Annotated in this window: 15 protein-coding genes; 9 read left to right on the forward strand and 6 right to left on the reverse strand. The window is 37.4% G+C overall.

The window, feature by feature from the left end; translation table 11 throughout:
• Nucleotides 1–328: 328 nt before the first annotated feature.
• The 3 genes from NF867_RS04725 to NF867_RS04735 all read right to left on the reverse strand — a co-directional run bounded on the left by NF867_RS04725 (nt 329) and on the right by NF867_RS04735 (nt 5,431).
• Complete coding sequence (locus NF867_RS04725; RefSeq protein WP_252586448.1) at nt 329–2,317, reverse strand: OmpA family protein; 1,989 nt, start codon at nt 2,315–2,317, stop codon at nt 329–331.
• Nucleotides 2,318–2,354: 37 nt separating this feature from the next.
• The gene (locus tag NF867_RS04730) at nt 2,355–3,329 is read right to left on the reverse strand and encodes a PorP/SprF family type IX secretion system membrane protein (protein ID WP_252586449.1); all 975 of its coding nucleotides are present in this window, start codon (nt 3,327–3,329) and stop codon (nt 2,355–2,357) included.
• Nucleotides 3,330–3,883: 554 nt separating this feature from the next.
• Nucleotides 3,884–5,431 (reverse strand): T9SS type B sorting domain-containing protein, encoded by a 1,548-nt coding sequence (locus NF867_RS04735; protein ID WP_252586450.1) that lies wholly within the window; start codon nt 5,429–5,431, stop codon nt 3,884–3,886.
• A gap of 411 nt (nt 5,432–5,842) precedes the next feature.
• Here NF867_RS04735 and NF867_RS04740 point away from each other — a divergent pair, with 411 nt between their 5' ends.
• Nucleotides 5,843–6,361 (forward strand): acyl-CoA thioesterase, encoded by a 519-nt coding sequence (locus tag NF867_RS04740; RefSeq protein ID WP_252586451.1) that lies wholly within the window; start codon nt 5,843–5,845, stop codon nt 6,359–6,361.
• A 139-nt stretch (nt 6,362–6,500) separates the two neighbouring features.
• On the opposite strand, the gene NF867_RS04745 is transcribed toward NF867_RS04740, so the two are convergent.
• Complete coding sequence (locus tag NF867_RS04745; RefSeq protein WP_252586452.1) at nt 6,501–6,908, reverse strand: EVE domain-containing protein; 408 nt, start codon at nt 6,906–6,908, stop codon at nt 6,501–6,503.
• A gap of 391 nt (nt 6,909–7,299) precedes the next feature.
• Between NF867_RS04745 and NF867_RS04750 the strand changes: the two genes are divergently transcribed.
• From NF867_RS04750 to NF867_RS04775, 6 genes are all read left to right on the forward strand, one after another.
• The gene (locus tag NF867_RS04750; RefSeq protein ID WP_252586453.1) at nt 7,300–8,067 is read left to right on the forward strand and encodes a hypothetical protein; all 768 of its coding nucleotides are present in this window, start codon (nt 7,300–7,302) and stop codon (nt 8,065–8,067) included.
• Nucleotides 8,068–8,203: 136 nt separating this feature from the next.
• On the forward strand, nt 8,204–9,070 hold the full coding sequence (locus NF867_RS04755; protein ID WP_252586454.1) for a bifunctional helix-turn-helix domain-containing protein/methylated-DNA--[protein]-cysteine S-methyltransferase: 867 nt from the start codon (nt 8,204–8,206) through the stop codon (nt 9,068–9,070).
• 125 nt (nt 9,071–9,195) lie between these two features.
• Complete coding sequence (locus NF867_RS04760) at nt 9,196–9,813, forward strand: alpha-ketoglutarate-dependent dioxygenase AlkB family protein (RefSeq protein ID WP_252586455.1); 618 nt, start codon at nt 9,196–9,198, stop codon at nt 9,811–9,813.
• 198 nt (nt 9,814–10,011) lie between these two features.
• Complete coding sequence (locus NF867_RS04765) at nt 10,012–11,196, forward strand: PQQ-binding-like beta-propeller repeat protein (RefSeq protein ID WP_252586456.1); 1,185 nt, start codon at nt 10,012–10,014, stop codon at nt 11,194–11,196.
• Between the two features lie 7 nt (nt 11,197–11,203).
• Complete coding sequence (locus NF867_RS04770) at nt 11,204–11,953, forward strand: hypothetical protein (RefSeq protein ID WP_252586457.1); 750 nt, start codon at nt 11,204–11,206, stop codon at nt 11,951–11,953.
• Nucleotides 11,954–11,957: 4 nt separating this feature from the next.
• Nucleotides 11,958–12,944 (forward strand): NAD(P)H-quinone oxidoreductase, encoded by a 987-nt coding sequence (locus tag NF867_RS04775; RefSeq protein WP_252586458.1) that lies wholly within the window; start codon nt 11,958–11,960, stop codon nt 12,942–12,944.
• Here the strand turns inward: NF867_RS04775 and NF867_RS04780 are convergent.
• Complete coding sequence (locus NF867_RS04780) at nt 12,941–13,381, reverse strand: Crp/Fnr family transcriptional regulator (protein ID WP_252586459.1); 441 nt, start codon at nt 13,379–13,381, stop codon at nt 12,941–12,943. The genes NF867_RS04775 and NF867_RS04780 overlap by 4 nt on opposite strands.
• Nucleotides 13,382–13,387: 6 nt before the next feature.
• Nucleotides 13,388–16,117 carry an MFS transporter gene (locus NF867_RS04785; protein ID WP_252586460.1) on the reverse strand — a complete coding sequence of 910 codons (2,730 nt, stop codon included), beginning with the start codon at nt 16,115–16,117 and terminating at the stop codon, nt 13,388–13,390.
• 549 nt (nt 16,118–16,666) lie between these two features.
• Here NF867_RS04785 and NF867_RS04790 point away from each other — a divergent pair.
• Together NF867_RS04790 and NF867_RS04795 are read left to right on the forward strand one after the other, a co-directional pair.
• The gene (locus tag NF867_RS04790; RefSeq protein WP_252586461.1) at nt 16,667–22,588 is read left to right on the forward strand and encodes an MBG domain-containing protein; all 5,922 of its coding nucleotides are present in this window, start codon (nt 16,667–16,669) and stop codon (nt 22,586–22,588) included.
• A gap of 7 nt (nt 22,589–22,595) precedes the next feature.
• A complete protein-coding gene (locus tag NF867_RS04795; RefSeq protein ID WP_252586462.1) occupies nt 22,596–24,533 on the forward strand; it encodes an adenylate/guanylate cyclase domain-containing protein in 1,938 nt (645 codons plus the stop codon).

The following is a 24,533-nucleotide window of genomic DNA, read 5'->3' on the forward strand; positions in this document are numbered from 1 at the left end:
TACATCATAAACTATTCATTTACAATAAAATATATACAAATAACCACATTTTGTATACAATTATTATTAATCCTATAAAAACAAAAACAAGAGTTCATTTTTATGAATTTCCTGTTGTGTTTTAGTCTTAAGGCTTGATTTATTTAACTACTTAATGCTTCTAAACAAGGTAAATTATTCATATTTCACCTGCAATTACCCTCATTATCCATGGCTTTTAACAAAAGATAGTTCAGATTCATTTTAATCTTGATCTGTTAAAACTAACTGTATATAAAACCCCGAATGTTATAAGCAGCCGTGGTTTTAACGCTATTTACTTTAAATGTTAATATCTCAAAATGGCAAACTCTGTTCGTCGGTTTAACTGAAATTCAGCTTCAGAACAATTGGCTCCATTAACACAATTATTTACCGGTTTAGATTCACCATATCCTTTTGCTGTAATACGTTTGGCATCAATTCCTTTGGAAATAATATAATTAACGGCTGATTCTGCCCTTTTCTGACTCAACTGAAGGTTATAATTATCAGCACCTCTCGAATCGGTATGTGAACTTAGTTCGATAACCAACGTTGGGTTATCAGTCATTACCTGAACAAGCTTATCAAGTTCTTTAGAAGCATCCGAACGAATACTCCACTTATTGAAGTCGTAATAGATATTATCCAACCTGATTCCTTTATACAATTCAATTGAATCAATGTTTAGTGAAAGTTTAGCATACAAGGTTTTAGACTCAGTATAACCTTTAGTACTTAAACTATCTTTACGACTGGTAATAAAATTCGTTTTTTCAGCAGTTATTGAATACTCACTGTTTTCTTCCAGGTTAAACGTAAATGCACCATTAGCATCTGTTGGAGCTTTTATATTTGTATTGTTTCCCTTGTTATATAAGGTGATGATAGCATTGCTCAAAGGTTTACCTGTTTTCTTATGTACCACCGTACCCTCGAGCTTAAATTTCAGGTCTTTCTTTGTAAACTGATAAATATCGTCCATCCCTTTACCTCCGGTTCTATTACTGGATAAATACCCACTTTTACCATCGGCAGCAAAAATCATATTAAAATCATCTTGCGGCGTATTTACCGGATAACCCACATTCTTTGGCGCCGACCATTTATTATCACCTAATGATAGTGCCCTGTAAACATCAAGACCTCCCATTCCACCAAAACCATTGCTCGCAAAGTAAAAATTATTCTCATTATCAAAACTAGGGAATCGTTCAGTACCTGGTGAATTTAATCCTTTCAGGTTAACAGGTTTGTCCCAGGAACCATCAGCTAGTTTCTTGCAATAATACAAGTCCGATAAGCCTTCTCCTCCAGGCATATCTGAGGCAAAATATAGGTAATTACCGTCGGCACTTAAACAAGCATCACTGACTGAATAATCTAAGGGAGCATTATAGGTAAACGGCTGAGGCTCACTCCAGTTATTTGAAGCTTCATCATATTTTGAATAATAAAGTTCTAAGCGGATGGTATAATCTTTTCGTTTCCGTTTATCATCAGTGTATTGTTTCGCATTAACAATTCCCCTTGTTCGCGTAAAGTACACTTCCTTACCATCTTTAGAAAAACAAGCAGGCCCATTATGATAATTGCCATTTAATACTGAGGTGAACAATTGCGGATCATCCCAATTATTATTCTTTTTTTCAGCATAAAATAATTTGAGATAAGGTAAACCGGTCCAGCCCGAAACATCTTTCTTCAAAGTATTATTAGCATCAAAAAACAAAATAGGTTTTTTATCTGCTTTCTGATTTAAGATCCGATCAGAGGTAAAAACAATACCATTTTTATAAGGGAAAGCCCCCCAATCACTTTGCGGTGTATTGAGGGAAGTATCTAGCTTAAAAACAAAGTTAACCGGATTTTGCATCCAGTAACCCGCCGAGTCACATGCATTAATTAATTGCGGAATTGTCGTAAGCACCTCATTTCCTGCTTCCTGTTGATATTTTTTATACCATTCTTTAGCTTCAGCATATTTCGAATTATTCCTTAATGATTCAGCATAATAGAATACATCCATTGGTTCATGACCTTCCATTAGCACAACCTTGGCATACCAACTTTCAGCAAACTGATAATTATGTAACAGACGGTAGCTGTCGGCTAAGCCTCTTGCCGACTGAAGAGTCTCACGTTTATCAAAGGCCTTTTCATACAAACCAACAGCATCATTAAAATTAAGCAACTCGGCCTGGCGCTGTGCTTCACGCAAAGTTGCTTGTCCAAAAACAGTCTTAATGGTTAAAAGCAAAAGGCTCAATATAATGTATGTACAACGTCTGATCATGATGTAATGCGCTTAGTATACATTTGCGAATTATTAACTAAAAGTACCTTGGATTCAACATCCGTACCTTTTTAGGTATAAAGGAATATCCTAATGAAATTTCATGTGTTCCGTAATTGTAATCTTTGAACTTTGTAAATGAAAAATCATAAGCATATCCTATTCTTAATCTGTCGGTAACGTATATTTCCGCTAAACCTACCAATGCATCTGTTGTTGATAAATTATTCTGTAGATTGCTCTTGTCCCAGACGCCAATACCTGTCCGGTATGAGGCTCCTAACCATAAACGTTCATTAAACAGCACAAACGTATTAATGTCTAAATTTGCCGGGCCATGTGATTCATTTTTAAGCATGAATGATGGCTTTAACAAAAATTGCTTCGATAAAGGAATTAACCCACCTGCAGTTAAGTAAAAATGCGGCATTTTGGCAGGTATTAATATGGTAGGATCCTTGGTATAATTTAAATACTGCCCGATCAGGTTATCGGCAGAAGCTCCGGCATAAAACCGATCGGTTGAATAATACACCCCAGCTCTTATATCGGGTACAATCACCGATTGCATCATATTAGGAACGCTGGGATCATTAGGGGAGTACGACTGCAGTAAAGTTCCGTCAAGCCCGTATTGGGCAATTCCTAATCCTAATCCTAAAGCTAAGCGCGAAGCATCTCCAACTTTTAAACGGTAAGCATAATTTGCATAGGCGGCCAATGTGCTCTCTGCTCCTAACTTATCTTTTAAAACGGTAAAGGCAAGCCCAACGTTTCCATTATTGGCAATTGCATCCAATGCAAAACTAAATGTTTCAGGGTGTCCTTCCAGTCCGCCAGTCCACTGGCTGCGGTAAAAAGAATGCAAGTTCAACTGCTCCTTATAACCTGCATAAGCAGGGTTTATATATATGCCGTTAAACATGTATTGCGAAAACTGCGCATCCTGCTGAGCATACGCATTTATCGCAAACAGAAGCAAAAACAATAGCGATAACTTTTTTATAATCATGAAAATTGACGAATCAAGACCTCATTAATACTCCTTCTTCAATCGAGCTAAAAGTTTGTAAGATAATTGCGCTTTTTACTAACTTCTAACAGCCTTATGTTCAATCCAGTTCAGCGGGTACCAATCAACATCAATACCAACTATATAATTGTAAACTGTAGCAATATTTATAACCAGAACTATAGAAACCTTTAGTTAATAGATTATAATAATTACTAATATTTTAGATCCGATTCTTTGGCCAAAAATAACAAATTAAACTCTGCATTTTACAATCTTAATAAATGTACCTATTTGATTATAAATACCTTATAAACTAAAAACTAGTAAAACTACTTATTAAGTAGAATTAATAACTACAGAACACATTTACCACTTTATCATGCTCTTTAATTAAGCGAATAAAAATATTATTAATTAATAGTTAACAATAATGTACACAAAACCATCCTTTGAGTGTATCTTTTTGAGATCAAGTTATTGTATTTGAAAAAATTATAAGGATTATCTAAACAATGAAAAACGTCTGATTATTGACATCATTCTACATTTCATTATTTCCTCAAGATCGCCACCCAACCAGTAATCGATTGAGCATCAGCCATTTCATTCTTTACAGTTAAAACGTAATAATAAGTACCTGGAGGAAGTTGATCACCTCCCCAATTATTAGCATAATTAATCTTCTCATAAACGCTGTTTCCCCATCGGTTCATTACTTTAAGCTCATTAAATGCCCAGGTATCAAGTCCTTCAATTTGAAACGTATCGTTCAAATTATCACCATTAGGCGTAAAAACATTGGGGATGCGCAAACCCACAATTTTATTGTAATAAATACTTGTGTTATTTACCAAAACAGGATCTTCCGTTTGCGATTCAATTATAGCTTTATTGATTACAGATCCGGTTTTAATTGCTTTTACGCCTACCGTAACTATTATTTGTCTTCCTGGAGGCAATGCATCTAAGGTATAGATGAAAGAGTTATAAAATGAATCATATACCAGCAATCCTTCATCTACTTTATAATCCTTATACAGCGTTTTTTCATTTAAGGTATCTTTTAGCACAATAAACTTGGCTGTATCAGGGCCTTTGTTCTCAATTAAAAAAGCATAATGAAAGTCTGTTTCAATAGGGGCAAATTGTTTATCAGCCGACTTGATAATACTTACATCGGCTTTTTTAGGCTTAGCATTAATCGTAACATCTTCTGCGGTTGAAACATTATTGCTTAAATCCGGGTCTGTAGCAACTGAAGTAACAACAGCCGTATTAGTTGCAGTTCCAACTTTTACAGCTTTTACTTTTACAGCAACTGAGCGGCTTTGCCCAACCGGCAACTCATCAACCTCCCACGCTAATTGGTGAGTATTAATATCAAACGAAACATTGTTATTTGAAGAAAACTCGTAGGAGAGCTCTGTTGGCAAAATATCCTTTACCTTTACTTTTAATGCAGGCGAAGGACCATTATTCGAAATGGTGATAAAATAGCTTAGTGTATCCCCTTCATTTACCAGCTTTTTATTTACCGTTTTAACAATGCTCACATCGGAAGTATCTTTTGCAACCACTTCGGTTGAAGTGACCTTATCATTGCATTTACAGATGGTTTTTGTAGTTGAAGTAATTTTAGCTTTATTTTTAAAACTACCGGCCTTAACAACTGTAACGGTTAATTGCATATTCTCCGCAGTCTTTTTGGGCAAAGTTCCTACCAGCCATTTAACCGTTTGGCCATTCACTTCCACCGATCCAAGATTTACTGTTGAGCTAGTATAGACCAATTCTTTCGGTAATGTATCCGTAACCACAACATTTTGGGCATTTGCCGGTCCTTTATTATTAATTTTGATGTTATAGGTGAGCTGTTTGCCAACAGCTACTGTCTTTACATTAATTGTCTTTTGAATAGCAAGGTCAGCGCTGTCTACGGAAGTTAAAATGAAGTCATAATAGCTTCGGTTAATATTTTTCGCGATCGCAAAGGAAGCCAAAAAAATAATGCTGATAAAAAACACAAAAAAGGTGATCAGCCATCGCTGATACTTATAAAAATTGCTCCTTGAAATAGAGCGACGAGAGTAGGTATCCATAGAGCGAAAATTTAGATAGAGACAGAATATCGTTTACATACTTAGTATCAATTCCAGCTAAAACCTCATCATACTTGTGTACGTATCTGATTATTAGATGGAAATCTTTTTATTTAAGACTAATTGTCAAACCTTGTGCCATGCAGTATTTTAAACTCAAAGCAGTGAATTTTCAACTATTAATTAATTGACGAGAAGGCATTCGTGAGTGATAAACAGGAAAAATCAAAGGCTTGACAGGGTTATTTGTAAATCTATTACTACTAATGGAAGATTGTACTTATTTCAGTACAAAAGTTGAGAAATTCATTAGTAGCAAGTGGCTGCATAATGCAGTATCTTTGCACGCTGAATTTAACCCTTATGATTATCAGGTGTGTTTTGAGATAACCGCACCATAATAAATTATTGATGAAAGCAAAAACTGCCAAAGAATCGCTTACAATTATGAATGAATTGGTGCTGCCGAACGACACCAATCCCCTAAACAATTTAATGGGTGGCCGATTATTACATATGATGGACATTGCCGCTGCTATTGCCGCTCAAAAACATTCGAATCGGGTGGTGGTAACTGCTTCGGTTGATAATGTTTCGTTCAGAAACCCAATTGGTTTAGGAGACGTGGTTACCATTAAATCACAGGTAACCAGGGCATTTAACTCATCAATGGAAGTAAGATTGGAAGTTTGGGCAGAGAATATTCCGAATGGAACCAAATTCAAAAGTAATGAGGCTTACTATACTTTTGTTGCAGTTGACCAAAGCGGTAAAACAATCCCGGTTCCGGAAGTTATTGCTGAAACCGAAGATGAGATTAAATACTACGATGGGGCTTTAAGAAGACGCCAACTACGATTAATTCTAGGTGGAAAAATGAACCCTGATGACGCTACCGAACTAAAAGCGCTTTTCTTCCCTGAAGAATAAATTGAAGTTAGAAGTAAAAACTTAGAAGTACGAAGTGGGATTTGCGATTTTAGATTTCGGATTCCTCTTCGTTTTCCTCTAAAATCGTAAATCTGAAATCCAACTTTTACTTCATTTTACTTCTAACTTTTTACTTTAATTAGTTTTCAGCCAATTCTAAGATACGATCAAACTCTTCAGATTTTAGCGGCATTACCGACAATCGGCCTTGACGCACCAAAGCGATATCTTGTAAGCGATCATCAGCTTTAATAGTTTCTAAAGTAACTGCTTTCTTTAGCGACTGAACTGGCGATAGATCAACCACTACCCAGTTTGTATCATCGGTTGTTGGATCCTGATAAAACTCTTTCACCACTTTTGCAATGCCAACAATTTCTTTGCCTTCATTACTGTGATAGAACATTACCAAATCACCTTCTTTCATGGCTTTTAGGTTATTCCTAGCCTGGTAGTTTCTAACACCATCCCAAAAAGTCCGGCCATCTTCATTAAACTTTTGCCAACTGTATTTAAAAGGTTCCGATTTTACTAACCAGTGATTCATTTATTAGGTGCTTTTATAGTGTTTAAACGACTTTTTACTCTTGTTTTCATTTGTAACGACAAGAATTGGCGACAAAGATAATTTAATCGCTTACATAAAATAAAAAAGCAGTTAGTACCCTAGTGAATAGTTAATTCATATCCGGGAGGATTATGAATTAGATAATAAAAATCGATATTCCAAATCATTTGATTATTAACAACAAAGACGATTTAGTTTTGTGGATAATGAGCATTTAATGTGGAAAATTCGGAGTTGAAAACTCTCAAAAGTCAATATCTTTACAACACATGCTGCCCTAAAAGAAGTTTCCAAGTTATTGGGATCATCGTACTTTCGGGAAGCATCGAAACATTAGGCTCAAAAATCACAGATAACTTAATTACTGCCAATGATACTTTTTAAAAACATGCTCAAAACGGTGACCTATTGCTTTTTACTGTTTTCAATACATACCGCATACGGACAACAGAAACTTCAGATCGATGCTGATCTGGCCGCAAACAGTCAACCATTGGAAGTAAAGCGAAAGGGTGCAAGTGCTATTGGCAAATATCAGTTCGGCGCTTATAAAATTGTCTCGGGAAAAGCGGGATTAACAACCTCCAAGAGTAAACAAAAGTTATTTAGTGCTGAATCAGAGGCTCATTCAAAGAGAGCATTCTCTTTCGTTTTTGTAAGAAACGATAGCGATTCGGTACTAGTCAACGCCATCGTAACTTCAAAACGACACGACGTGAATTTGGATTATTTTTCTCTTCGTTTTAACTGGGACGATCAGAAAGTTAGTGAAACTAATGACTACTTTATGGTGAATATTACTCGTCCTGGTGATTCTATTGAATGGAAAATGACAACGGCCAGCACCAGCAAAATGAAAACCATGGGCGATATTCAATACTATGAAACAACTACTTTTAAAGGCGGTGTAACCAATGGTCTTTCTGATATTGAGATTAAGGATGTACCTATAGTCTATAAATCAGTTTTTCAAGCTCCGGTTTACGGATATCAATTCTTTCAGGGAGACAAGGCGATTGGGGCTGTGCAGCTTGGCGCAAACAATAGACTCTTTGTTTGGCTGCATAAGGATTTGGATGCTAAGGCCCAATTATCATTGGCCGCAGCAATGGCCAGTATGATGGTCAAGCAATTTTAAAACTTAAAGCAACTCTGATTTCATAGCCAATATTTTTTAAAAATCTCCAACTATTCTCAATAAAACATAGCAAGTTTCGGGTAGCGAAAGGTTAATTTCATTTCTACATTTGCTATTAACCTACATAGTTAATGAGATGAAAGAACAAGATGCTATTAATTTCAACCGCGTGGCCGAGGCTATTGAGTATATGCAGCAAAACTTTAAAACTCAACCTCAGCTCTACGAAGTTGCCGAACAAGTGAACATAAGTCCTTTTCACTTTCAGCGCATATTTACTGAATGGGCAGGAACAAGTCCGAAGAAATTTTTGCAATACATCAGTATAGAACATGCAAAAAAGATCTTAAAGGAAAATCAGGCAAATTTATTTGAAACAGCCATTGAAACAGGTTTGTCAGGCATCGGTAGATTACATGATCTGTTCATTAACATTGAAGGAATGACTCCCGGTGAATATAAAAATGGAGGTGAAAATCTGCGAATTAATTACAGTTTTGCCGAAACGCCTTTCGGAACCGTTATTATAGCCTCTACCCTAAAAGGCATATGTTATACCGCTTTTGCTGATGAGCATCAATTAGCTATTGAAGAGTTGAAAAAAAACTTTCCAAATGCCGATTACCATCAATTAACCGACAAATTTCAGCAAGATGCATTGCTTATTTTCAAACGCGACTGGAGTGAGTTGGCAAAAATTAAACTTCATTTAAAAGGCACTCCTTTTCAACTTAAAGTGTGGGAAACGCTGCTGAAAATACCTTATGGCAAAGTTTCAACCTATGCCACCATTGCCGGAAAGATCGATAATCCGAAAGCATCAAGAGCAGTAGGCAGTGCTGTTGGAGATAACCCTGTAGCCTTCTTAATTCCTTGCCATCGGGTAATTCAATCAACGGGGGTATTTGGACAATACCATTGGGGTAGCTTGCGCAAAACAGCTATGATTGGCTGGGAGGCTGCTCAAATTGAACTTGAACCAACTATTAAAAGTGAAAACTAATTAAAGTACGAAGTTAAAAGTACAAAGTACAAATGCCCCCTCATTGGTAGTCTTATCCTTTGTACTTCTTACTTTCTACTTTATTTTTTTCTTCAATTCAGAAAAGGAATATAAAAACTGGAAGAATGGATCTGTTTGGGAATAGCATCACGAAAGAAGATAACCTCCTGCCCTATGATGGTATTGTTAATTACTTTGGAAAGATATTATCCTTAAATAAAGCTCATCAATATTTTATCGATCTGCTGACTACAGTTGAATGGAAAAACGATGAGGCGATTATCTATGGAAAACACATAATAACTAAGAGAAAAGCTGCCTGGTATGGAGATGCTGACTACGAATACACCTATTCAAACACGACGAAAAAAGCTTTACCGTGGACAAAAGAACTTTGGGAGCTTAAACTTCTTACCCAAACACTATCTGGCACAAAATTCAATTCATGCCTTTTAAATTTATACCATAATGGTGATGAAGGTATGGCCTGGCATAGCGATGATGAAAAATCGCTAGGTTTAGATACTGTTATAGCCTCTATCAGTTTGGGAGCCGAACGCAAATTTTCATTTAAACACAAACAAACCAAAGAAACCGTTTCTCTAAATCTGGAATCCGGCAGTTTATTAATCATGAAAGGTACTACTCAAACCCATTGGCTGCACAGTTTACCAAAAACTAAAAAAGTAAAGACGCCTCGCGTAAACCTTACTTTCAGAACTATTGTTGATCAACAAACCTGAATTAGTTAAAAATCAGCGATTAAAATCACATTAAGGCATCTTCATCGCTAAATGAACCTACTGAATAATCCACGCCTATAACTGTAACAATTAATTTATATTCCACCCTTTCTATCTGTAACAGCTAATTTATAGAATAACAATCGCCAAAATTATACCTTCGAGATAGACTAACTATACTTACTATCCAATTTATCAATGAAAAAACTAGTTATTATTCTACTGCTTACCGGACTACAATTGAGCAGTATGGCTCAAACACAGGTTTGGAAATTTAAAACCAAAGACAAGATTGTTAGCGCCGCCGCCATTACTGAGACTATGATTTTGTTTGGAAGCCAGGATGGCTTTCTTTATGCAATTAATAAAGGTATTGGTAAAGAACTATGGAAATTCAAAACTCAAGGTGAGGTGAGATCGACCCCCAAAGTTGAAAAAGGCAAAGTATTCTTTAACAGCACCAATGGTAATGTTTACGCATTAAATGTAAATACCGGCGAATTGATATGGAAGTTTACTACCGAAGGAGAAAAGCAAGTCGACATGTGGGACTATTACCTTTCTTCGCCAAAAACAGTTGACAACCTGTTAATTGTAGGCTCGGGAGATCAGCAGGTTTATGCCCTCGATCAAACATCTGGTGCAAAAGTTTGGTCCTACAAGACCGATGGCGTAGTGCATGCAGACCCATTAATCTACAATCAAAAGGTATATATCGGTAGCTTCGATGGCAATTTTTATGCGCTGGATGCAAAAACTGGTGCATTGAAATGGAAGTTTAAAACAATCGGCGACGCTTATTTCCCTAAAGGCGAAATACAAAACGGAGCTTCCATTGCAAACGACATGATTTATTTCGGATCAAGAGATTATAATGTGTATGCCTTAAACCCAGAAACTGGAACCGGTATGTGGAATATGAAAGAGCGAGGCAGCTGGGTAATCGCCACGCCTGCACAGTCAGATAAGCTTACGTTCTTCGGAACTTCCGACACCCATTCATTTTACTGCTTAGATGCCTATTCAAGTGATATAAAATGGAAATTGCCATTGAATGAGCGTGTGTATGGGCAGGCTGCTTTTTATGAAAACCTGGTATTATTTGGATGTTTTAACGGTAAACTCTATGCCGTAGAAAAACAGACCGGCAAACTTTTCTGGGAGTTTCAAACACAAGCCAGCAAACAAAACTGGAGCACCATTTATGATGATAAAGGGCACTTTCTGCCTACGTTTCACTACTATGGAAATGATATGTCAGTAACTGTAAAAGGAGAAAAACAAGTAATGGATTTAGGAAGTATATTGGGTTCGCCAATTATTGAGCGAAATATAGTTTACTTTGGAAGCGCGGATGGTTATTTTTACGCCGTTAGAATTTAATTTTTTTATGAAAAAGTGTTTGTTATTAATTACTCTGTTTATTTCTTCGTTGAATGTTTTTGCCGATTGTGCTAAAAATGAATTAACGTTTTGGCCAAAGCAACATTCTGTTAACGCTAACAGCTTGTTTTTAATAACAGCCATTGGCAATAAAACCGAAGTTCTTGATGGACTGAACAATTTATATGTGATCTATCTTCAATCGGGAAAAGAAAAAGTTAAGCTAATTGTAAAGGAAACCTATACAGGTGACCTAGCGATGAAACAATCACTGCTTGCATTAGAGCATGACTTAACGCCCGGCAAAACCTATGAGTTGAAAATCGATTTCAATCCGAAAATAAAACCGGCGGCATTTAAAAATACCACGCTTGATAAAAAAGCAATCACAGCTAAATGGTCCGTTAGGTCATTGCCGGACACTATTGCTCCTGTTTGGATTGCGAAACCTAAACTTTTGGAGCGCTCATCATTTGAAGCTGAACAAAGTGCTTCATCAACAGTTCGTTTAAATACAACGATAGAAGAGAGTTCCGAATATTTAATTAAAACCTCATTGGTGAATACCAAAACCGGAAAGGCTACTACCTTTTACCTTTTACCCGTAAACCACCAAATTAGAATTGGTCACAACGAATGTTATGGTGAATTTGTTTTCGGTGAAATGGACGACTGTGAAGTAACATTCGCCTTAGTTGATGAATCGGGCAATATTACAGCCTGGGATGAGGATCCTATAAAATTAATAAAACCCTGATTTTATGAAAGCAGTTATCATTACTCAACCAGGAGGCCCTGAAGTTTTGCAGGTACAAGAACGTCCCCTCCCCATTATAAAAGATGATGAGGTGTTGGTAAAAGTAATGGCTGCCGGAATAAACAGGCCTGACGTGGCACAACGATCCGGAAGATATCCTGCTCCGGCAGGAGCTCCGGTTGATATTCCGGGTTTAGAACTCGCCGGAACCATAACGCAAATTGGCGCACATGTTAAAAATCTTGCAATAGGTGATAACATTTGCGCCCTTGTTGCGGGTGGCGCTTATGCCGAATATTGTGCAGTGCCAGCTGAATTATGCCTTCCCCTTCCTGAAGGCCTTTCAATGGCCGAAGCTGCATCACTACCCGAAACCTTTTTCACCGTTTGGAGCAATGTTTTTGACCGGGGAAATCTAAAAAGTGTTGAAAGTCTTTTAGTACATGGTGGTAGCAGCGGTATTGGAACGGCAGCTATACAGATGGCCAAAGCGCTCGGAAGCATTGTTTATACTACCGCTGGAACTAAAGAAAAGTGCGACTATTGTGAAGCCCTCGGAGCCGACAAATGCATAAATTATAAAACCGACGATTTCGAAAAGGAAATCATGCAATTGACACAAGGAAAAGGTGTTGATGTAATTTTGGACATGGTTGGAGGCACGTATATCAGCAAAAACATTAACTCATTAGCTGATGATGGTCGTTTGGTTTTTATAAACGCCATGAAAGGTTTTAAGGCAGAAGTAGATTTTCTGAAAGTAATGCAAAAACGCTTAGTAATTACCGGAAGTACACTTCGTCCGCGGCCAAATTCATTTAAAGCTGACATTGCCAATAACCTAAAGCAACATATCTGGCCATTGATCGAGTATGGAAAAATCAAACCTATTATCTACGAAACATTTTCAATGGAAGATGCTTCTAAAGCCCACGAATTGATGGAAAGCAGTGAGCACATGGGTAAAATTATTTTAAAAATGGATAGTTAACTCATTACTTTTTTCATCTCTATAGTTACTCGATCTTGCTCTCGCAAACGTTTACAAAGTGTCCGCATTATGCCTTTTAAAATGTCGGTATTGGTGGCAATTACATCATAAAAGGCTTCTTGTTCAATTTTAAGCAAAACACAATCTGCTAAGGTGGTTACACTGGCAGATCGCGACTCGGTATCGAGTAATGAAAGTTCGCCGAAAATTTCATTTTCGCCCAAGGTCACAATTTCATGCCCTTCATCATGTATCAACACTTTACCCGAATAAATAAAGTACATGCAATTTCCCTTATCTCCTTTACTAAAAATCAGCACATCTTTATCAAATGAGCATTCTTCGCAAATGGATGCAATTTCAACCAGATCGGTTTCGCGTGAATTTTTAAATATTTCCGAATTCTTTAACAGTAGTACCTTTTCTATGATCAGCATGAAAAATTAAGTTATTGCGTTTAAAACATAAGCTGTGGTTTCTTTTATTACATAGGGCCCTTGAGAATAAGTTTCCAACGACAGCTTTTTAAGAAATCCATAATCTTTATTTTGCCATGAGCTGTAAATGCATACAGATTTTGTCCATGGATTGAATTCATTAGCATGAGTAAATACAATTTTATTAAACATGGAATCAATTGCTTGTGTTTTGTAGGCCTTTCGGGTATCATCAGGATCGATTACATGGTCAAAAAGCACATTTAACTCTTTAGTAATTCGTTGCGGTAGCACCATTTCCAAAATTTCGATGGCATTGTATAGTTTCGAGCTATCCCCTACCTCAATCAGTTCCAATATTCGGTTCACTTCATTTCTGTCGTAAAGAAGGCAACAAATCCTCAAACAAGTTTCCAGATCGCTACGTATTTCACTGTGAAGAGAATTCCGTACCAAAACATGATTGTTAAACTGTTGAATTGAATGGTAATACTCAAGTTTATTTCTTGAGCTTTGAAAACAATTATCAAGCAAAATATTAATCAACGAAATCTCTTTCGCACTAAAAGGTTTGTACTCCTTTCGCCAAAGCGAGTAAACGATTTTATCAATGTGTTCGGGAAAAGACTTAATGGCCGCAAGGAGGTAGTTTGTTGAATTATCGCCTTTCATTTTGCCAGCCAAACGAATCAATTCCGAAGAATAATCAGCGGCAACTTCATCATTTATATCTTCAAACAATTCATCTCCATATTGAAGTAATCCCTGCAAGGCGATGTATTTTTCGGTAGGCCTGTTTAACATATTCAAAATTTCGGGAAGTGTTTTTTGAACTTTGAGTTTACAAGATGCTACTATTGCCGAACGCTTTACAGAAGAGTCTTCATCGTCAATCAACTGTTCAATTGCAGCGGTAAACCTTACATTTTTCAGTTCGCTTATTATTTTTACGGCCAATTCCCTTTCCGCAGCAATATTCGATTGGATCAAATTATTCAATTCATTTCCAGCCACTATTAAATGACTGAACTCTTCCTGGTTGAGTAAACTTATAATTACCACTTTTCTGATCGGATATTCGAGATGATCTATACGACCTGCCAGCTCGTGCAAATAATCCAAGTCGTATTTACAGATAATCGCCGTTAATTTTTGCCTGATTTCAATATCCGGTTCCTTGTCTGCCAAGCGCTTTAACAGATTCATATCAACACCATCCGCTTTCTTTAACTCAGATAAAACATACCGTTTTACATCTGAATCGTTTCCCAGTAATTGTTGATGAAGTAAGTTTACAAATTCAGGATGTTCGGCCTTGCCAAGCAATTTAAGCGCATATATAACTTCTGATTTGGTACCGTTATAAATTTTATCCAATAAAATGTCCAATGATTTTTTATCGTTCAGATAAACATCTTCACTGCTGAATATTCCTTTTCTTATCGATTGATGCAGCGTATGCAAATAGGTCTTCTTTACATATAAAATAATAACTGCCCATGCAACGAGGTTCAGCAGCACAATAATGATGGTAAGTAAAATGCTAACATTGATCCCCAAACGATTCATAAATATTAAGGAAAGCCCTACAATAATTAATGACGGAGGCAGCATATAACCCTTAGAAATGAGGTGGCCATGCAGTCTTAACTTCTCTTTTAAAGGCTGAAATAAAATGAAGAAAATGGGTTCCTGCATAGTTGAACGCAATACTTCGGTAATTAAAACCATTCCTCCAAAAACATAAATGATCAGGTTTGCTCGTTGATCAAGCACAAAAAAGATCAGACAAAAGAATAATAAAATAGCTGGTGTTATAAAAAGGGCTTTGATAACGCCCCAATGTTCAATTACCCGACTAGTGATCAGTAATTTCAGAGCAAGTGCTATTATTCGGCCGATGGCAAAAAATGTAGCAATAAAAGCAGCCAAAGAGGCAATATCTTCATACTTCATTTTCACATGCGACAGGAAAGTGAAGTCGATAAAATTAAATACGTTATAACTTAGAATAGTTAATATGGAGATGCTAAAAATAAGCTCGTTCTTAAAAAAAACAGTTATTAAACCCTTTTGTTGAGGAGCAGCCGCTTGATGCTGATAATGACTTTCATGCGAATTGAATTTAATAGAATCCCAGTTTCGCTGTTTTACCGATTTATTGAAGAACCACAACCCCATTAAAAGCGATGCAACTGAAAACCAAAGTAAATGAGTAAGGCCAACTAAAGGAATTAACAAAGGTGCTGAAAGATATCCTATCAGTTTTGCGGGTATATCCCCTGCACCAATAATTGAGAACACCCTTTTACTTTCTCTTACATTAAATAACTGCGATACCAGCCCCCAGTAAGTATATCCATTAAGCATATAAAACAAAATGGACCATACCATGAGCATAAAAATAAAACTACCCGAATGCTGCAGATATAAACCAGCCCAAAGCACAACTAAAACAGCTATAGAAAATACCACAATGTATTTCAGCAGGTTGAGTGGTGACAATCGGTGTTCTAACTTTTCATAGCCGAGATTCAACAAAAACAAAAAGGCTGCAATTGTTAAATAAGCATAAGGCAGCAATTGTATGGAAAGCGATTTTAAGAATAAGGTATAGGCGATAATATTGACATAGGAAATAGCAATGCCTATAAATATTTGAACCCGCAACAAATCAAAAATATAGGCCGATTCTGACACCTTTATATTAAGGACACTTAATACCCTGTTTCTCATATAATTAAATATACAAAACCAGACCGATAATTATGACCGTCAATTTTAAAGAAAAAAACTTCAGCAAGTTATTATCAAATCATCAACAGTTAACTTAGAAAACGCCATTTTTTTTGTTAAAAGCAACAAAACCACACTTTTACAACCCAAGAACAGCAAATACACAACTCAAAATAGCTTACTTTATTAGTTTTCATAGAAAGAAGATGACCCAAAATGAGTTGTTTTCAATATTTATATCCCGATAATATATTTTATCATTCACTTTTAACCCATTTTAGAGATTAAGCCGTTTAAAAACCATCAAATTATGATTACCACAAAAACATGTTGCACCACCTAAAAAACAAAAAAAATTCATAAATTAAATCCATTGTAATGTAATCATCAATCGACTCCTACCGTTCGTCCTTAGCCGATAATTTAAAAGAAACCAGTACGCTTTTATTAAAAACTGCCATTTGCTTTCATCCTATCTCCTAAACTGGTTTTGTTTTCTTTTAATTTTTCAATTAATATCCCAATGGATATAATTAAAACTGCTCTCAAATGAAAATATCTGCCAGCGAAAAGACTTATTTGCCATCTAACCGCTTTTGCAAGTTAATCTTGCTTTCCATTAATTTGTTTTTGTTGCTTTCAATTTCGGCAAAAGGGCAAAACTTAGCGATAAATGATTTTGTAGTTTTTGGAGGAAATCCAAGTATCCATGGATCGGCGGCTGCCGATTTTTCGGTTATACTAGGCAGCGGTTCTTCTGTTTATGGAGGATCTGTAGGAAGCTCAAAGCTGATAAAAACCATTGGAGGAGTACAGTTCACAAGCAACTTGATTTCGGATGGAACAATTTACCTTGCCAATGGCAATAGCGTTTTGGGAACAATTGCTGCTGCCAACTCTGCTTCATCCAAAGAAATTATCTTTAAAACAGGAACCAACCAGTATTTCAAAAAAAATATCGACATAAACGGATCGATATTCATAAGAGGGGGTAAAGTTTTAGGAAAAGTAACATACCCTAAGGGTAGCACCTATTCAGGGCCTATACCTGCGGGTGGAAAAAAAATGGGAACGCCAACATTAACTGCTATCCCCCAATTACCAGCAATAACCGTTTTTCCGGATGCAGGCATTGCAAAAGTCACCTCAACTCAAATTATTACTCCCGGCTGCTACAATGCCATGGAGCTTAAAGGAGGTCAAACCATTACATTTTCGGGAGCAGGCACTTATACCTTCAGCAGTATTAAAAACACAGGTACTACTCCTAATAAATTCATTTTCGATTTAAAAGACAACCCAGGTGGTACAATTAAAATTTACGTTCACGGCGATATTGATTTAAATATCACACAAGTTGATTTTGTTAACGGTTGTGACGCTTCAAAAATATATACCGAAACACATGGGATTGGTACCAGTTGCAAACTAGGCAATTATGCCTTTACGATAAACAATTACAGCAGTTCAAGCCGTTGTTCGGAATGGTTTGGTACCGTTTGGGCTCCTTACGGAGGCATAAACATTGGCAGCACTGCAGGTAGGTCAACCATTACCGGCGCACTTTGGAGTGCTACAAAAGTGAATATTCAATGCGGTGTAAAAATCACTTATGCTCCATTTATTGAATGTACTAAGCCAATCGCCAATGCAGGTGCTGATGTTAATTTCACCTGCCCTCAAACACAGGTTCAGCTTAACGGCTCTTGTTTAACCCCTAATGTTCAATTCTCATGGAAAGCAATTGATGGCGGAAATATTCTTTCGGGAGCCAATACCGCTAAACCGATAGTTAATAAAAAAGGCCGATACATATTAACCGTTACTAATCCTAAAGGCGGTTGTACTGGTTCCGATACAGTTACCGTAACCTATACGCCGTGTATCTTGCCCTATTATCCACCACCTGAAAATGGAAAGGCAAACGAACTTATTGGAGCTGAGCTTGCCGCCCTTGCCGCATTTGGAGACAGTGTGCATGACCCTCAACAGAATATTTTCATTTTAAACAGCGACAGTGTTTGGGTAGAGGTAATTGTGAAGGAAGGCCGATACCAACAAGCACTTACATTGTTAACATCCAATGAGTTTGGCCTTACCAACTTAATAGACAACGGCAATTCTCAATTTATAATTTCCGGTAAAATGCCCGTTAGAAACCTGGAAAAACTAAATCAACAGGATGCGGAGATAAACTATTGCCGGCCGTTGTTCCCGGCGATTTCAGGTGCCGGTATTGCCAATACGCAGGGTGATGCTGCTTTAAGGAGCAACTTTTTACGAAACGGATATGGATTAGACGGCGACAGTATTAAAGTGGGTGTTTTATCAGATAGTTATAACACGCTACCGGGCAATCCTGCGGCAGTAGATGTAGCCAACGGTGATTTACCGGGCATTACCAACCCCGATTTTACTGACCCAGTGGAGGTTTTTGGCGAATATCCATTTGGCAGAAGATCTGATGAGGGTCGAGCTATGTTGCAGATCATACATGATATAGCACCAAAAGCTAAACTGGCTTTTAGAACCGGATTTGTGAGTGCAGGAGACTTGGCACAAGGCATACGCGAACTACAGCAAGCTAATTGCGATGTAATGGTGGATGATGTTACTTTTATCACAGAGCCTTTCTTTCAGGATGGTGTGGTTACTCAAGCTGTAAATGAAGTGAGTGCTTTAGGAGTGGCCTATTTTACCTCTGCCGGAAACTTTGGTAACAAATCTTATCAGGCAACATTTAATCCCGCGCCCTCACCCCCAGGTCTTACCGGATCAGCCCATAATTTCGGAGGAGGAGATGTGCTTCAGAATATTTCATTGCAACCTGGAACTTATACAATTGTTTTACAATGGCAGGACCCTATTTATTCATTGGGGCAAACCGAGACAGGAACGGTTAATGATCTTGATATATACCTAACCGACGATAGCGGATCGACACTTTTTGGCTTTAACAGAGATAATCTGGGTGGCGACCCAATCGAAATATTGCCATTTACAGTAACCATGGCAACCACCACCAATATCTTAATAAACCGGGCAGCAGGAACAGGAAATGTTGCGTTGAAATACATTATTTTCAGAGGCGAGGCTACGATAAACGAGTATAATGCCGGAACATCCACCATTATAGGACAAGCCAATGCTCCGGCGGCATTCACTATCGGAGCTGTGCGTTATTCGCAAACTCCTGCAGCAGGAATTAATCCTCCCTTAATTGAAAGCTATTCATCAGTTGGTGGCCCAATTACTATTAACGGTATACCAAGAAACAAACCTGACTTTACCGCTCCTGACGGTATTAACACCTCTGTTAATCTAGGTTCAATAGACTATGAAGGCGATGGGCTTCCTAATTTCTTTGGTACTTCTGCCGCTGCGCCACACGCAGCTGCTGTTGCTGCATTGATGAAGCAAGCCAGAAAGCGTTACTTCAATGAAAACTATAACAACGCAGATTTAAAAGCCCTTTTTGCAAGCACTGCACTTGACATGAACACCCCAGGTTTCGATTATATCAGCGGAAACGGTTTTATGAGAGCGGATGTGGCTATTCAGTCGTTTGCTGCTGCCAAACCGGAGTTAATCCGTCTAATTGTTCCTGAAAACATTACCCCCGGACCAGACGACTTTACCCTGCAATTACGTGCAAAATATATTAGTCCTGATACCAAAGTATTATTCAGAGATGACACTCTTACTACCGCTTACGTAAACGATAGTACCGCAACCGCTGCTATACCCCAATTTACGGGCAACCCGACCATTAGAGCGTTTACCCCTTCACGAACTCCTACCGGAAGAGATGGTGGTATTTCTAACTCGATTACCTTTTTTGAAATTCAAAAGAAAAATATTACGATAACAGCCGACAATAAAACTATTAAGTATGGCGAGAAGCTGCCAGTGTTTACTGCCAAAATTAGAGTAGATGGAAAACCATTGGATAGTTCGGGTTTAACGCTAACAGATATCGGCCTCGACAGCATTGTTTTCACTACTCCTGCGACAAGTACGAGCAATGTCAACAATTATATTCTCAAAGCTTCCCGAACGTTTAACCCCGACATTCCGGCTGACGCAGGTTTTACAGAGCTTTATAATTACAATTTTATCGATGGATTTATTTCTATTCAAAAAATGCCGCTGACTGTCACTCCAAGAGATACCACCCTTACTTATGGAGAAAAAGTAGGCGATATTCATTTTAATTATCAATTCGATCCTTCTGTTGTTCTTGATGATCCAGAAGCTTTGATGGACACTGTGCTAAATTATCACCAGGAACAACTAGCCAACGATTATATTGGTTTAATAAATAGCCGGGCGGTAGCAATTGTGAATGGACGCGCAGTTCCGATTGTAAACGGACAAGAAGTTAGTATTGAAAACGGAAGGGCCGTTGCAATTGTGAATGGAAGGGCCGTAGCGATAGTAAACTCACAAGGAATAACAATTGTAAACGGAAGAGCGGTTCCAATAGTTAATAATTTAGTGGATACGCAATTGTCAGATCTAAGCTTTTTAACTACTGAAAAAACACTTGAAGGAGCGCGGCAGGTAACCAATCAGAAGATTGTAAACGGAAATATTATTTCCCAAACAAGTAATATCATCGACATAACCCAGGAGTCGGTGCTTGATTTTAACATCAATTCAGGTCAAACATACATGCTAAATTCAATAACCAATGTGAGTCCGCGTGGGTTAATTGATCTGGATTCATATACAAATAAACGAGCCGTAACCATTGTCAACGGAAGAGCCGTTGCAATTGTAAATGGTTTAGAAATTACAGAAGTAAATGGTAGGGCTGTGACCATTGTTAACGGAAGGGCTGTAACTATTGTTAATGGTCAGGCCGTTCCAATCGTAAATAGTGAGGATAAAACTGCTATAATTATTGACGAACAAGAAATCGGGCTGGGATTGAATGGACTATTAAAATCGTTGAACATGGTTACGGGTATAAATAACGGCCTGAATTACATTATTCCGGGAGCTTTGCGTAATGATAATTTTGAAATTTCGTATGGTTTAGGAAAACTGACCATTTTACCCGTCCCTATCAGTATTACAGCCAGAGATACCAGTAAATCATATGGACAGGCAATTACATTAAACCCTAAAGCATTTTCAATAAGCGACGGCACCTTAATGTTTGATGATTCGATAAAAACCGTGACACTGAGCAGTACGGGTACAACTGCCTCTGCATCGGCAGGCCAATACCCCATAGTACCGAGCGCAGCTGTTGGAAGTGATAACACAGCATTATCTAACTATAACATTGCTTATATAAATGGAACGCTTAGCGTGGGTAAAGCAACATTGAAGGTGAAAGCTAACGATGCTTTTAAAGAGTATGGCAATCCAAACCCAACTTTTACGGCAACATTTAAGGGATTTTTAAATGGACAAACCTTTGAAACTAGCGAAATTACTGGTGCACTAGCATTTTCAACGCCTGCAACCCAATTTAGCAATGTTGGTATTTATCCGATTTTAGTTTCAATTGGAACATTGGCCTCTACCAATTACACCTTCGATTTTACCGATTGCAACGCTAAATTAACCATTAACAAAGCGCCTTTAAACATAATTGCAGATAACAAGGTAATTAATCAGGGAGACCCGTTGCCTAAATTCACCGCCCAGTTTATAACCTTAAAGGCTGGCGAAACTCCAACATTAACGTTCACATTAAGTCCGTACTACAAGGGCAAAGTAGGTCAGTACAGTATTATCCCATCTGCTTGCAGTTTTCCTACATCATCAAACTATACTATTACTTATACCAATGGTACTTTGTATGTAAATCCGGATTGCAGATACGCCAAAAAACTACGTATTTATCTTGATTGCGTTGAAGAAGTTTCTGGAACTGCAAACTATAAATACGTTGCCCATTTTAAATGTGAAAACCCCAATTCTTCATCCGTTTATATAGAAAAAGGCATCGACAATCAGATTATGACAAGTGGTCAGTTCGACGATAGTTTATTACCACAATTTTTCGCTTCAGGAATAACCACCTTTGACATTCTTTTTGACGGAAAAACCTTGTACTGGCAAATAAACACGATAGAAAGCAATAAAAAGACTGCAATTGCTGGTACTGCGAGCTCCTCATCGGCCCGTTGCCATAAAACCCAAGATTATGCTTCATCACAACAAGGCAATGTAAACTCATGGGGAAGTAGTAACGGAACAGATTTAAAGATGAGCTTATCCGTTTATCCTAATCCGGCTAAAACCCTGGTAACCATTAAATGGGAAAACGATGTTTTAAATACCAAAACATGCCTGATGTACGATATGTATGGGCAATTATATCCAGTTAAGATTACCCAAAAAATTAATGATAGTTCATTTGAAATTGACATGACTGGCTTAAGGGAAGGCTTGTATTATTTACGTGTGACCGGAAACAGTGGGTATAAATTCGGACGAATAATTAAGGAATAATGCCTATATGATTTGGAGAGTTTTCATTTTAACATTTCTCATTCCGGTTTGCGGGCTGTGTCAGTCTGGAAAAGCCAAAACAACTGTTGCTACTGACACAGCTTTGGTGAACAGCTACATAAAACAAAGTAAAGAACGGCTAAACGATGACCCTGAAAAAGCAATTAAGTTGGCGAATAAGGCCATTGAAATTGCCGAAAAATCAAACTTCCCTATTGGCAAAGCCTATGCACTTAAAAACGTAGGTATTGCCTATTATTTTCAGGGAAAATATATTGAAGCATTAGAAAAATACCATCAATCGTTAAATATTTTCAAGGAACAAAAAGAAAATGTAGGTATAGCCAATTTGTATAATAACATCGGAGTAATTTATTACGATCAGGGTGATGATGTCAAAGCGCTGGAAAACTATCTGCAATCCCTTAAATATTCAGAATTATCGGGTGATAAGCTTCGGATACTTACAGCCTTGAATAATGTTGCAGGTGTATACATTTTTAAAAATGCTACCTACGATAAAGCACTTGAATATTATTTAAGAGCCTTGAAATTATGTGAAGAGTTAAAGCGACCGGATGAGCTTGGAGCCATTTGTGTGAACATGGGATCCATTTATTTCGACAAAAACGATGATACAAAAGCACTCTACTATTTTAATAAGGCATTAAATGCCTACAAAAATTCGGAAGGAAGTTTGAATGCCTATAATGCACTAGGAAAGCTCTATAAACGAGAAAAGAAGTATGACTTAGCACTTGAGAATCATCAAAAAGCGCTTACGCTGGCACAAAACCTAAATAACAAGCTTTCAATTACTCAATCACTTATTGGCTTAGGAAATGTTTTTGTTGACAAGGGCGATTACAAAACCGCTCTTTTCTATTTTAACCAGGCACAAACACCTGCTGTAGAAATTCAGGCCCTTCATGAAATCAAAGACCTTTACGAAGTAATGTCGAAGGTATATGCAAAAACCGGTGATTTTAAAAAAGCATTCGAATATCAAGCCCTTTATTCAAACATTAAAGACACTATTTACAATACAGAAACCGACAAGAAGTTAGGTAATCTGCAATTCGATTTCGATCTACAGAAAAAACAGGGAGAAATTAATTTATTAACCAAAGATCGTGCATTACAGGAGCTTGATTTACAACGTCAAAAACTAACGAAGAACTCCTTGATCGCTTTTCTTGGTCTACTATCTATTCTAGGTATACTTCTTTATCGAGATTACAGAAACAAGATCAAAGTGAACAAAATACTCGATCGACAAAATGCCGAGATTGAGCGGCTGTTATCGAATATATTACCCAATGAGGTTGCCAAAGAACTGCAGCAAAAAGGCGAAGCAACACCCCGTTTTTACGAAAGTGTATCAGTTCTATTTACCGATTTTAAAAGCTTTACCTCCATTTCCGAAACCCTTTCTCCGCAAGAAGTGGTGGCGCAGTTGAGTGAGTGTTTTACGGTTTTTGATAGCATTATTGAAAAAAACAATCTCGAAAAGATCAAAACCATCGGTGATTCTTATATGTGTGCGGGCGGGGTTCCAACGGAAGACGAATCCCATCCATTGAATATTGTAAAGGCAGCATTTGAAATTCTTGAATTTATGGACGGAATAAACTCCAGAAAAATTCAAAACGGAGAACTTCCGTGGGAGCTAAGGATTGGAATACATACCGGCCCTTTGGTTGCCGGAGTTGTTGGAAGAAAAAAATATGCCTACGATATTTGGGGAAGTACAGTAAATATTGCCAGCAGAATGGAGAGTAATGGCATGCCTGGACAAATAAATATTTCGGCAGCGCATTATGAACTAATAAAGCATGAATATGTTTGTGAATACAGGGGTAAAATTTATGCGAAAAATGCCGGCGAAATAGATATGTATTTTGTGCTTCAAAATGGGAAAGCAATTAATACTTTGGCTGGATAA

The organism is Solitalea agri, assembly GCF_023914155.1.
GTDB classification, from domain to species: Bacteria; Bacteroidota; Bacteroidia; order Sphingobacteriales; family Sphingobacteriaceae; genus Solitalea; species Solitalea agri.